The following is a 12,828-nucleotide window of genomic DNA, read 5'->3' as shown; positions in this document are numbered from 1 at the left end:
GCGCCATGCAATGGAGCATGGGTATGATCGGGCGACATGCGCCGATCGGAACACCGGCCGGCCCCCCCGGCCCGGTCAAAGGCGCTCGGGCCGGCAACTGGCCCTCAGTGTAAAGATGAATGGAGCTCAGCCGATGCGTATCCTGCTGGTCGAAGACAATTCCGACATCCTGGCCAACATGGTCGATTTCCTCGAACTCAAGGGCTATGGCGTCGACTGCGCGCGAGACGGGCTCTCCGGGCTGCACCTGGCAAGCAGCGAACACTATGACCTGATCGTGCTCGATATCATGTTGCCGGGTCTGGATGGCTACAACTTGTGCCGCCGCCTGCGCGAGGAGGCCCGCCGCGATACCCCGGTGATCATGCTCACCGCCCGCGATGCCCTGGACGACCGCCTGCAGGGCTTCAAGTCCGGCGCCGACGACTACCTGCTCAAGCCCTTCGCCCTTTCCGAACTGGCCGCGCGTATCGAGGCGGTGCTACGCCGTACCCAGGGGGGCGGCAAGCGCACCCTGCAGGTGGGCGACCTCAGCTACGACCTGGATACTCTCGAGGTCAGCCGTGGCGGCAAGCCGCTGAAACTCAACCCCATTGGCCTCAAGCTGCTCGCCGTGCTGATGCAGAAAAGCCCGCACCTGGTGCGTCGCGAAGCGCTCGAAGAAGCCCTCTGGGGTGACGATTGCCCCGACAGCGACAGCCTGCGCAGCCACATCCACCAGTTGCGCCAGGTGATCGACAAGCCTTTCGGCAAGCCGCTGCTGCACACCCTGCATGGGTTGGGCTATCGGCTGGCGGAGTCCGCGGATGGAGTTTAGGCAGAGCCTGGCACGGCGGATCCTCATCGCCTTCGTGCTGATGACCGCTCTGGTGGGCGGCACGTTCGCGGTGGGCATCATCGAGGTGGTGCATGTGATCGAGGAACAGCTGATTTCCCGCGATCTGAACAACGAGCTGAACCGCGTCCTCAGCCAGAACATCGCCAGGGGCCGTCCGCCGAGCTTGGACAGCGATACGCGCTTCTACAGCAGTGAAGGGCCCGTGCCCTACGCCATTCCCGAGAATCTGGCCGACCTGGAGCTGGGTTTTCACGAAGTCTTCGAGGGTGAGAATTCCTATCACGCGCTGGTTCGCGAGATCGAAGGCCGCCGCTATGTGATGATGCAGGACCAGAGCGACTTCGAGGCCCGCGAGCAGGTGCTCTACCGGGTGGTGATGGTCGGCTTCGGCCTCAGCGTACTGCTGGCACTGCTGCTGGGCTGGTTGCTCGCGCGCAAGGTGATCGAGCCGGTGGTACGCCTGGCCGGCCAGGTGCGTCATCGCGACCAGTTGCTGGGCATGGCGCCGCCGCTGGCGCCGGACTACGCCGCCGACGAAGTCGGCCAGTTGGCCCAGGCCTTCGACGACACCCTGGGCCGCCTGCATGAGGTACTCAACCGCGAGCGCTTGTTCACCAGCGATGTCAGCCATGAATTGCGCACGCCGCTGATGGTGCTGGCCAGTTCCTGCGAGCTGCTGGTGGAAAACCCAAGCCTCGACGCCCGGGCGCGCGCCCAGGTACAGCGAATTGCCCGCGCTACCGAGGAAATGCGTGACCTGGTGCAGACCTTCCTGATGCTGGCGCGTTCGCAGCGCGATGAAGCCAGCCTGGCGCCCCAGGCCAGTCTCAATAGCGTCGCCGACGAACTGGCCAGCCAATGGCGCGAGCCCATCGAGCACAAGGGCTTGCGTTTCGAGTACCGCTCCGGCGCGCTGCAGGACGAGCATTACAACGCCTCCTTCCTGCGTTCGGTGCTGGGCAACCTGCTGCGCAATGCGTTGCACTACACCGACACTGGCAGCATTCGCCTGGTGCTGAAAGATCGAGGGTTCGTGGTCGAGGATAGCGGCGTCGGCATCCCCGAAGCGGACCGCGAGGCCATGTTCCGTCCCTTCGTCCGCGGTCCCGCGCGGCGCGGCGACGGCCTGGGACTGGGGCTCTCTCTGGTGCAGCGGATCTGCGACAACCAGGGCTGGACCGTCAGCCTGACCGCGGTGGAACCCACCGGCTGCCGATTCGAAGTGGAATTGAAGGGGCAGCCTGACCCCGCGCCTTGACGCTTTTTTCACCTGCCTTTGACCAGCCTTTGACCGGGACCTGAGTACCCTGGTGCCGTCCTTCAGCGTGGGAGGGCCGGTTCGCTCCGATCAACCTGCCTGGGGTGACCGAGTCTGTCGCGAAGAGGGCCGGCGCCTATTCCTGCAACAATTGGCAGCTACCCTCTGCGGCCTGTGCGAGGAGGGAATCGCGTCCTCCGCAAGGCGACCTTGACTGCCCCGGGGAGGCCACGCCGGACCCTGTCCGGGCCCGGACCGGCCGTCTAGCGGTCAAGCGCCGGGAGGCAGCCTGTGGCAGTTTAGGCGCCATTCGTCACTGGATGAGGCGGAGTGGATAAGTCTGAACTACGGTTATGAAGCAGCGTTTGGCAGCGCTATCAAGGGGTTGCGATCATGAAGTTAGAAGTCACGCGAGCTATGTTTCTCGTCGGCGCCTTGGGAGTTGCTTCTCTGGCGGTGGCTGCCTGGCATCAGCCGTCGCCCTCGGTGGTCAGCGTCAACGGGCTGGGCTACTGCCCCTTGCCGCCTAACGCGCGGCTGAAGCAACAGGTCAGGCCTGACCACAATCTGCTGCTGTTCATGTTCGGCCTGTCCCAGGGACTGCGCGGCCAGGAATAAGCACTGGATTCACAGGAAACCCCGCGACAGCGGGGTTTTTTGTCAGCAGGGGATTCTCCAAGGGTGGATAGCGCTTCTTCCATCCACCATCGTGCCCTGGCCTGGCTCCGCTGGTGGACCGGTAAAGCGTGGTCCACCCTACGGGAAGACCTCACCACAAAAAGAAAGCCCCGCAATCGCGGGGCTTTCTTCATCGTGCCGGGGCTCAATGGCTCGCAGCCGGCTGGCCCGCCGGGTGCAGATCCTTCTTCGCCAGCAGCGTGTAGACGCAGGGCAGGACGAAGAGGGTGAAGAGCGTGCCGATGGACATGCCGGTGGCGATCACCAGGCCGATGTCGAAACGGCTCACTGCGCCGGCGCCGGTGGCGATGATCAGTGGCACCATGCCGAACACCATGGCCGCGGTGGTCATCAGGACCGGACGCAGGCGGATGGCAGCGGCTTCTTCCACTGCCTCGCGGGGGGACAGGCCTTTGTCCCGGCGCAACTGATTGGCGAACTCCACGATCAGGATGCCGTGCTTGCTGATCAGGCCGATCAGGGTCACCAGGCCCACCTGGGTGTAGATGTTCATGCTCGACCAGCCGAGGAACAGCGGGATCAGCGCACCACAGATGGACAGCGGTACCGTCACCAGAATCACCATCGGGTCGCGGAAGCTTTCGAACTGCGCCGCCAGCACCAGGAAGATGATCGCCAGGGCCAGGCCGAAGGTGACGTAGAGCGCCGTGCCTTCCTGCACGTACTGGCGCGAGGCGCCGGCATAGTCGAAGCCGTAGCCGCGTGGGGCTTCCTCGCGGGCGATCGCCTTCACGGTGTCGATGGCCTCGCCCATGCTCACCAGCGGGACGCCTTCGATGATGGCCGAGTTCAGCTGCTGGAATTGCTTGAGGCGGGTCGGCCGGGCGCTGTCATGCACGCTGATCAAGGTGGACAGCGGCACCATGGCGCCGCTCTCGCTCTTCACGTAGTAGTTGCTCAGCCAGCCCGGATTGTCGCGGTAGGCGCGTTCCACCTGGGCGATCACCTTGTAGCTGCGACCGTCGATGGTGAAGCGGTTGATCTCGCCTTCGCCGAGCAGGACGGCCAGGGTCGATCCCAGGTCTTCCATCGACACGCCCATCTGCGCGGCCTTCGCCCGGTCGATATCCACCACGACTTCCGGCTTGTCGAAGGCCAGGTCGACGTTGAGGAAGGCGAACTTGCCCGACTCCATGGCGCGCGCCTTGATGCGCTCGGTCACCTGCAGCAGCGACTCGTAGTCGTTGGGGGTGTTGATCACGAACTGGAACGGCAGGCCCTCGCCGGTACCCGGCAGCGACGGCAGGTTGAAGCCGAAGATCTGCAAGCCGGGAATCTGGTCGAGTTTGCCCTGAACGTCGTGGAGCAGCTGCATCTGCGTGCGTTCGCGCTCGTCCCAGGGCTTGAGCAGGAAACCGCCGATACCCGACTGCACACCGTCGAAGCCGTTGATCTGGAACGACGAGTAGTACTCGGGGAAGGCCTTGAAGATCTTCACGAACTCGTCCGTGTAGGCGTTCAGGTAGTCCAGGTTGGTCGGCTGCGGCGCCTTGGACATGATGAAGACGATGCCCTGGTCTTCGTCCGGAGCCAGTTCGCTCTTGGTGAACTTCAGCAGCACCGGGATCAGGCACAGCACGATCACCGCGAACACCACCACCACCGGGCGGGTGTTCAGGGTGCCGTGCAGGGCGTGCTGGTAACGCTGCTTGAGGCGTTCGAAAATCACGTCCAGCCGGTGCGCCAGGCCGGTTGGATTCTCGTCGTGGCGCAGCAGCTTGGAGCACATCATCGGCGACAGGGTCAGGGCGACGATGCCGGAGATGATCACCGCGCCGGCCAGGGTCAGTGCGAACTCGCGGAACAGCGCGCCGGTCAGGCCTTCGAGGAAGCCGATGGGCGCATAGACCGCCGCCAGGGTGATGGTCATGGAAATCACCGGCACGGCGATCTCGCGGGCACCCTCGATGGCCGCATCGAAGGGCGTCTTGCCCTCTTCGATATGCCGGTGGATGTTCTCCACGACCACGATGGCGTCGTCCACCACCAGGCCGATGGCGAGCACCATGGCCAGGAGGGTCAGCAGGTTGATGGAGTAGCCCATCAGCTGCATGAAGAACAGCACGCCGATCATCGACAGCGGGATGGTGATCACCGGGATCAGCACCGAGCGGAAGGCACCGAGGAAGAGGAACACGACCACGATCACGATCAGCACCGCCTCGCCCAGGGTCTTCACCACTTCGTCGATGGAGGCCTGGATGAAGCGGGTGGCGTCATAGGCGATGGACACCTTGAGATTCGGCGGCAACTGCTCTTCCAGCTCCGGCATGATGGCGCGCACGTGCTTGATCACGTCCAGCGGGTTGGCGCTGGGGGTGCCCTTGATACCGATGTAGACCGAGGGGATGCCGTCGAACGAGCTGATGGAGTCGTAGTTCTCGGCACCCATTTCCACCCGCGCGATGTCGCGTATCAGGACCCGGCTGTCGCCGACGGTCTTCACCGGGATGGCGCCGAAGGCTTCGGGCGACTTGAGGTCGGTGGCGGCGTTGATGCTGGTCACCACGTACTGGCCCTTCACCTCGCCGGCGGCGGAGAGGAAGTTGTACTTGCGCACGGCGTCGCTGACGTCGTTGGCGGTGATGCCGTAGGCGGCCATGCGCACCGGGTCCAGCCACAGGCGCATGGCGAAGACCTGGTTACCGAGGATTTCCGCCTCGGCCATGCCGGGCAGGGTGGCCAGCTTGGGCTGGATCACCCGGGACAGGTAGTCGGTGATCTGCGGGTTGGACAACTCGTCGCTGTAGAAGCTGATGTACATCAGCGCCGTCGAGTCCGCCGCTTCCTTGGACAGCACCGGGTCTTCGGCGTCCTGGGGCAACTGGTTCTTCACCTCGTTGGCCTTGGCCAGCAATTCGGTGAAGAGGCGGTCAGAGTTGGCGCCGATGCGCGCGTAGATCTGGATGACCGAGGCGTTCTGCTGGCTCGCCGAGGTCATGTAGTCGATGCCTTCGGCACTGGCCAGGCTCTGCTGCAGCGGCTGGGTGATATAGCCCTGGATGGTCTCGGCGTTGGCGCCCGGGTAGGCGGTGGTCACCGTGATCAGGGCGTTTTCCATCTGCGGGTACTGGCGGATCACCAGCTTGCTGAAGGCCTGCATGCCCAGCAGCACGATCAGCAGGCTGATCACGGTCGCCAGTACCGGGCGACGGATGAAAGGATCTGTGAAAGCCATGTTCCGTTCCTTCGCTCCAGCGCTTATTGCTGGACGCGGGCCTGGTTGTCCGTTTGGGTGTCCATCGTCTGGTCAGGCACGACGGCAATGGGGGAGCCGTTGTCCAGCTTGAGCTGGCCGGAGGTCACCACCTGCTCGCCGGCCTGCAGACCCTTGAGGACCACCACCTGGCCATCGCGGCGCTCGCCGGTCTCGACGAAGCGGCGCTCCACCACCAGTTGCGGCTTGCCGTCCTGGCCTTTCTCCGGCTGGCCTTCGGCGTTCTTCTTCTCGCCGATCACGTACACCGAGTTGCCGTAGAGGGTGTAGGTGATGGCGCTTTCCGGCACCACCACGCGTTCCTGGTCGCCCGGCAGCAGCACTTCGAGATTGGCGAACATGCCCGGCAGCAGCTTGCCGTCGGGGTTCTGCAGCATGGCGCGAACCTGCAGGTTGCGGGTGCTCTCCTCGACCTTCGGGTTGAGCGCGGCGATATCGCCTTCGAAGAATTCGCCGGGGAAGGCGGCCACGCTGATGCGCACCTTCTGGCCGACGGCCAGCAACGGGGCGGCCTGCTCGGGCAGGAAGAAGTCGACGAACAGGGTGTTCAGGTCCTGCAGGGTGGCGATGGTGGTGCCGGAGGAGAGGAAGTCGCCCACGTCCACCTGGCGGATGCCGATGGTGCCGGAGAAGGGCGCGACGATGCGCTTCTTGTCCAGCAGTGCCTTGAGCTGGGCGACCTTGCCACTGGCGGCCTGGAGCTCCGAGGACAGGCGGTCGAACTCGCTCTTGGAGATGTTCTGCCGGCTGACCAGGCTGCGGCCGCGCTGGAATTCGACCTGGGCCAGGGCCAGTTCAGCCTCGGCGGTGGCCAGGCTGGCGCGCTCGACGTCGCTGTCCATCTGGATCAGTGGCTGGCCCAGCTTGACCTTTTCACCGGAGAGGAACAGCACGTCCTGCACGGTGCCGCTGGCTTCCACGGTGAGGTCGACGCCCTGGAAGGCCTTGAGCGAGCCGATGGCGGGCAGGCGGCTCTGCCAGGGAACCTCCACGGACTCGGCGGCGGAGACGTTTATGGGAGGCTGGGGCGCAGAAAACCGCTGGATCTGCTGATAGATCGAGAAGCCTTTATAGGCGGCGAGGGCGAGCACCACGAGGGCAACGACGCCCAGCATGATGAGCATGCGGCGGAGCAACATATTCCGGTTCCTTGGCAGGGAAAAGAGGCCTGGGAATAGGCGAGGGAAGCACCTTAGTACCAGAGTTAGACCAAGTCAAAGACAAGAAATTGCAGAACGTTGCTTCCAGGGGAATCGACGGTCATGCGAGTAGGTGATCGCTGAAGATCGCGTCAGATCGATACAAGTCCATTGATGGCTATTTGGCATTTCCTGATCAACGGGCCAGGAGCGGGCGGCATATCCCTGTGCCGTTTCACCAGGCATGGAGTCGCGCCGTCAGCCGGGTGAGGACCTGGCCACGCTGGTGGACAGAAAAGCGCTGTCCACCCTACGGGCTACGGGCTACGGACGCGGGAAGCCTCGGTGCCTTTGTAGGGTGGAAATCGCGAAGCGATTTCCACCAGTTCCGCAGGATGAATCAGGCGAGATGCAGGTGGTTGTCCCAGAAACTCGCGGGCAGTTGCAGCGGGGTGGCGGTGAACGTTTTGCCCCGGCAGTCATAGAGGCGGCAGCGGCCCTGGCCGGAGGTCACCACGAAGCCGTCCTGCACCGCGCCGACACCGGCGCAGTCGGGCAGCGGCGCGTCCAGGCGCACGGCGCCGCTGTCCAGGTCCCAGATGAAGAAGCGGTTGCCGCGCGGCGCGGTCAGGGCCACCAGGCGCAGTTCGTCGTGGATGGCGACGCTGGCGGTGTACTGGACCATCGCCAGGCGCTGCTCGTCTTCCAGCGGGAAGGGCTGGAAAGGTTGGCCGGGCCGCTTGATGGCGAGCAGGTCGGCGTGGTCGCTGGCGTCGCCCATGTACTGCTGGCCGGCGACGATGGTGCCGTCGGCGCCGATGGCCAGGTGGCGGATGCTGTTCATCTGCTGCGGCAGGGTCTCCTTCGACAGCAGGCTGCCGTCGCGGCGCATCAGCACCAGGCTAGGTTCCATGGCGTCGAGGTTCATCTCCACCCGGCTTTCCGCCTCGGTGCGGATACCGCCGTTGGCCACCACCAGGGTCTCGCCGTCGGGCATCCAGGACACCTGGTGCGGGCCCAGGCCGTGGGTGGACACTTCGCCGTCGTGGATCAGTTGGCCGTCCTGGTAGCGGTAGCGGCCGAGCACGCCACGGCCGGGATCGGTGGTGTCGTTCTCGGTGGCGTAGAGCCATTCGCCACTCCTGTGGAACACACCATGGCCGTAGAAGTGGCGGTCCTTCTGCGAGACCAGGGTCTGCAGCAGGCGGCCGTCGGTGAGGTCCACCAGATAGCTCTCGGTGCCCGGCCGGCGGGCGACGAAGAGGGCTACCGGCTCGCTGGGATGCTCGACGATGTCGTGGCAGCGCTGGGCGACCCGGGTGGCGAACACCTGGGTGCCGTCCAGTCTGTAGCCCACGGCGTAGTGCTGGCCGTCGGCGTCGTCGCGGGCCGAGAGCAGCAGGGGGGAACCGCCCTTGCGGGCCAGGGTCCAGCCGCCCAGGCCGACGGCGCCGAGCAGCAGGCTGGCGAGGGTGAGGACCTGGCGACGCAGCATCTCAGTCACCGTCGTTGGCGTTGAAGCCGAGTTGCACGCCAAGGGCCTTGGCGAGTTCGCCGGAGTGCAGGCGCTGGAGGCGGTCGAGGCTGTCGTAGAAGTCGTTGAGCTGCTTGAGGCCGTCTTCGCTGGCCAGCAGTTCGCTGAGGGGCTGCTTGAGGGCGTCGAGCTTGCTGCGGCTTTCGGTGTAGGCGGCATCGATCTTCTCGGCCAGGGCCTTCTGCTCGTTCCCCAGCAGGCTGCGGATGCCGTGCTGGTCCTTGCCCAGCCAGAGGGCTTCGGCGCTGGCCAGGCTGGCGCTCAGGCTGCCCAGGGACGAGTCGCTGCGCCAGCCGTCCGCCTGCATCGGCTGCGGCAGGCTCTTGGTCTGGCGGCCCATGGGGGTGCCGAGTTTCTTCTTCAGGGTGTCCAGGGCAGTGACCTGGACCCGCAGCAGCTCGGAAATGGCTTCGTGGGAATCGGCGTAGCGCTGGTTGGGGAACTTGCTCAACTGGTCGAGCATGCCGTCCTTGCCGTTCCAGCGCGTGAGGATTTCCTCGGCCAGGCCCTTCTGGCGCTCGCCGATGGCTTCCAGCAGCGGACAGTAGCGGGATTTCTGCGCGTTGTCGGCCAGGTCCAGGTTGCTGTCGAAGAGGATGTACTCATAGGCGGACAGGCCCTGGACCACCACGCTGGCCTTGGCCAGGGCGGCGGCGTCGACCTGCGGCTGGGCCTTGATCAACTGCTCGACCTGACGGCCGACCAGGTTCTTCTTGTCCGGCCAGAACTGCACCTGCCAGGCGCGGTTGCCTTCGGCCAGCGGACCTACCATCAGCGGCTGCAACTCGGCCCAGGCCTTCTGCGCATTGATGAAATCGGCACGGGCCTTGGCCAGGTCTTCCTTGCCGGAACAGAACGCCAGGGCGCTGCTGGCGAGCTGGCGGTCCGCTTCGACCCAGCGGCTGTAGGCCGGCAGTATCACTTCCTTTGCCAGGGCGGCAGCAGTCTGCGCTTGCGGGTCTTGCGGGGCGCAGGCGCCCAGGGCCAGGGCGGCGAGGCTGGTGAACAGCAGTTTGGGGCGGAACATGCGGGGCTCCTTAAAGGGAATTCAGGAAGGCGAGCAGCGCAGCGCGCTGCTCGGCGTCGTATTTGAGGACTTTCTGCTTCGCCGCCTCTGCTTCACCGCCGTGCCAGAGGATGGCTTCCAGCAGGTTGCGTGCGCGGCCGTCGTGAAGGAACTGGGTGTGGCCGGTCACTTGTTCGGTCAGGCCGATGCCCCAGAGCGGCGGTGTGCGCCAGTCGCGGCTGCCGGCCTGGAACTCGGCGCGGCCGTCGGCGAGACCTTCGCCCATATCGTGGAGCAGCAGGTCGCTATAGGGGCGGATCAACTGGTTGGCCAATTCGGGTTCGGCGGCATCTTTCGCGGTGGTGAAACTGGGGGTGTGGCACGCCTGGCAGCCGGCCTGATGGAACAGACCCTTGCCTTCCAGCACCTGCGCATCGTCCACCTGGCGCCGGGCCGGCACGGCCAGGTTGCGGGTGTAGAACAGCACGAGGGAGAGGATGTTGTCGCTGACTTCAGGCGTACCGCCATTCACCGCGGCCTTGCAGGCGGTCTGCGCCGCGGTGCAATCGTCCTTTGGCAGGTGACTGGTGGTCAGGCCCATATCACCAGAGAAGGCGTGAAAATTCTGTTGATTCAGATTCGGCTGTCCGGCCTTCCAGCCGAAGCGGCCGAGCACGGTCTTGCCGGCGATGTCGTCCCATACCAGATTCGGGCGGCCGCGGATCCCGTCGCCGTTTGCGTCGTCCGGGTCGGCGTTGGCCCGGACAGCGGCTTCGGGAATGGCTTCCAGCAGGCCCAGTCCGATCATGGGCGGGGCCACGCGGGCGGAGAACAGAGTGTCCGGATGCATCGGGCCATAGCCGAGCTGGCTGATCTCCAGGCGCGGTTTGCGCAGCTCCACCCTGGTGCCGTCAGCGAAGCTCACAGGCACCGGCTCGTAGCTGACCCGTACCTTGCCTTCGGGCGTGACGCCGGGAATCGACACGTCCTGCAACTGGCCGCCGTACACCGGTTCCGGCACTACGCCCAGGCGCTCCAGCAGCCGCGCGTGCTCGGCCGAGGCGTCGGCCGGGATCGACAGGCGTACCAGCATGGACACGGCATTGTTCGCCCCCGGAGCCGGCGGATGGCCGCGGCCGTCCTTCACGTGGCAGTTCTGGCAGGCGTTGGTGTTGAACAGCGGACCCAGGCCATCGCGCGCGATGGTGGTGGCGGGGGCGATCACCCAGGGATTGCGGAAGAAACTGTTGCCGACGCTGAAGTCCAGGCGGCGCATCGGCGTGAGATTGGCCGAAGGCATGGAGAAGGCGTTGTGGTCGAACTGGCGAACCGTCGCGGCGCCGCCGGACAGGTGCTCGCCGGGTTCGGCCTGGGTGAACTTCGGCGCGTCGTCACAGGCACTGAGGCCAAGGGCCAGCAGCAGGGGCGACAGGCGGCGAAGGGCCGGTGGAGCGAGCATTGGCGAGGTCCGGTCGGCGAGAACAGGGCGGCAAGCTTATCAGGACTGGGGTGTTTGAATAAGAGGGATTTGCGTTTGGCAAAAAGGGCGAAGGGATTTCTGTAGGGGCGAATTCATTCGCCAAGCAGGCCGCAGGTCTGCCCTGGAAGGCCCATGGGGGCCGCTGCGCGTCCCTTGGCGAATGAATTCGCCCCTACAAGGTGAGGCCCAGGAAACAAAAAAACGGATGCGGCACTGGGCCGCATCCGCTTTTGTCTTACCGCTGCGTCGATCAGAACTGGTGATCGGCGTTATCCGGCTTCAGGTCGGTGATGCCGAGCTTGCTGGCGGCTTCCTCGATAGCGCCGGTCTGCTTGACCAGGGAGGCGATGGCGTCGCGTACCAGTTGCTGGCCGGCGGTGTTGTCGGCGGCGATCAGCTGGTCGAAGTGCACGCCTTTGTTGGCGCTGTCCACCAGGGCCTGCAGCTTGCCTTCGGTGGCTTCCAGGTCGGTTTTCACGGTGGTGTCGGTCTGGGCGTCGGCCTTGGCCACCAGGGAGGACAGGCTCGGGCCGGTCAGGGTGGTGCCGTCGACCTTCTTGTACTCGCCCAGGTACACGTTGCGGATGCCCTTGCCGTTGTAGAAGTGCGAGTTGTGGGTGTTATCGCTGAAGCAGTCGTGCTCGTCTTCGGTGGAGTTGGCTTCCAGGGCGACCTTCATGCGCTCGCCGGCCAGCTCGCCCAGGGACAGGCTGCCCATGCCGAACAGCATCTTGCGCAGGCCGGCGTCGACCGGCTCGGCTTCCAGCTTGGCGCGGTAGTTGTCGGCTACACCCTGCTTCCACTGGCCGACCATGTATTCCAGGTCGGCGACCAGCAGGTCGGTGGCGGCCTTCAGGTAGGCGCGGCGACGCTCGGTGTTGCCGCCGGTGGCGCCTTTGCCAACCACGTAGTCGGTGGCGGGACGGTTGCCGGCGCCCGGGCCGGTGCCGTTCAGGTCCTGGCCCCAGAGGAGGAATTCGATGGCGTGGTAGCCAGTGGCGACGTTGGCTTCGGAGCCGCCCAGTTCGTTCAGGCTGGCCAGCTTCTCGCCGGTGATCTCGGTGACATCGATCTTGTCTTCGCCGACCTGGATGGTGGTGTTGGCGATGATGTTGGCAGTGGCGCCGGGGTTGCCCAGGGCGTGCTGGTAGTCACCGGCGACGTAGTCGATCAGGCCTTCGTCCAGCGGCCAGGCGTTCAGCTGGCCTTCCCAGTCGTCCACCACCGGGTTGCCGAAGCGGAAGACCTCGGTCTGCATGTAGGGCGCGCGGGCGGCCAGCCAGGCTTCGCGGGCGGCCTTCAGGGTGTCGGCATTCGGTTTGGCGAGGAAGGCGTCGACGGCCTTCTGCAGGTTCACGCCAGTGCTGTGGGCATCGGTGAACACCGCCAGGGCGAGGTCGGCGTAGTGGGCAACGACCTTCTTGGCCTCGGCCTCGTCGACCTTGGCGGTTACAGCCGGAGCCGCGGCAGTGCTGGTGGCGGCCGGTGCGGCGGCTTGCGGTGCGGCGGCTTCTTTCTTGTCGTCACCGCAACCGGCGAGGGAGATGGCGACGGCGAGCAGGCTGGCGGTGGCCAGGGGCATACGAATCATGTGCGAGGTCCTTTGCTTCTGGTGATGGCAATGAGAATTTGCGCAATGGAAAACTGCGACATAATG

The 12,828-nt window shown here is 65.2% G+C and carries 9 protein-coding genes; 3 read left to right on the top strand and 6 right to left on the bottom strand.

Annotated features, from left to right (window positions below):
• Positions 1–133 precede the first annotated feature (133 nt).
• From ACFW0H_RS03535 to ACFW0H_RS03525, 3 genes are all read left to right on the top strand, one after another.
• Positions 134–817 (top strand): response regulator transcription factor, encoded by a 684-nt coding sequence (locus tag ACFW0H_RS03535; RefSeq protein WP_422912515.1) that lies wholly within the window; start codon positions 134–136, stop codon positions 815–817.
• Positions 807–2,096, top strand: coding sequence for a sensor histidine kinase (locus ACFW0H_RS03530; protein ID WP_422912514.1), 1,290 nt, complete (start codon positions 807–809; stop codon positions 2,094–2,096). Before ACFW0H_RS03535 ends, ACFW0H_RS03530 begins: the two co-directional genes overlap by 11 nt.
• A gap of 393 nt (positions 2,097–2,489) precedes the next feature.
• On the top strand, positions 2,490–2,714 hold the full coding sequence (locus tag ACFW0H_RS03525; RefSeq protein ID WP_422912513.1) for a hypothetical protein: 225 nt from the start codon (positions 2,490–2,492) through the stop codon (positions 2,712–2,714).
• Positions 2,715–2,919: 205 nt separating this feature from the next.
• Here ACFW0H_RS03525 and ACFW0H_RS03520 read toward each other — a convergent pair whose 3' ends face one another.
• From ACFW0H_RS03520 to ACFW0H_RS03495, 6 genes are all read right to left on the bottom strand, one after another.
• On the bottom strand, positions 2,920–5,973 hold the full coding sequence (locus ACFW0H_RS03520) for a multidrug efflux RND transporter permease subunit (RefSeq protein ID WP_422912512.1): 3,054 nt from the start codon (positions 5,971–5,973) through the stop codon (positions 2,920–2,922).
• 23 nt (positions 5,974–5,996) lie between these two features.
• Positions 5,997–7,151, bottom strand: coding sequence for an efflux RND transporter periplasmic adaptor subunit (locus ACFW0H_RS03515; RefSeq protein WP_422912511.1), 1,155 nt, complete (start codon positions 7,149–7,151; stop codon positions 5,997–5,999).
• A 400-nt stretch (positions 7,152–7,551) separates the two neighbouring features.
• A complete protein-coding gene (locus tag ACFW0H_RS03510; protein WP_422912510.1) occupies positions 7,552–8,646 on the bottom strand; it encodes a DUF1513 domain-containing protein in 1,095 nt (364 codons plus the stop codon).
• A 1-nt stretch (position 8,647) separates the two neighbouring features.
• On the bottom strand, positions 8,648–9,712 hold the full coding sequence (locus ACFW0H_RS03505) for an imelysin family protein (protein WP_422912509.1): 1,065 nt from the start codon (positions 9,710–9,712) through the stop codon (positions 8,648–8,650).
• A 10-nt stretch (positions 9,713–9,722) separates the two neighbouring features.
• Positions 9,723–11,150, bottom strand: coding sequence for a di-heme oxidoreductase family protein (locus ACFW0H_RS03500; protein WP_422912508.1), 1,428 nt, complete (start codon positions 11,148–11,150; stop codon positions 9,723–9,725).
• A gap of 271 nt (positions 11,151–11,421) precedes the next feature.
• Positions 11,422–12,762, bottom strand: coding sequence for an imelysin family protein (locus ACFW0H_RS03495; protein WP_422912507.1), 1,341 nt, complete (start codon positions 12,760–12,762; stop codon positions 11,422–11,424).
• Positions 12,763–12,828 lie beyond the last annotated feature (66 nt).

This window comes from Metapseudomonas cellulosilytica (assembly GCF_049334135.1).
Lineage (GTDB): Bacteria > Pseudomonadota > Gammaproteobacteria > Pseudomonadales > Pseudomonadaceae > Metapseudomonas.
Note: the sequence above shows the minus strand (reverse complement) of the source record. Positions and strands in the feature narration are given on the sequence as shown.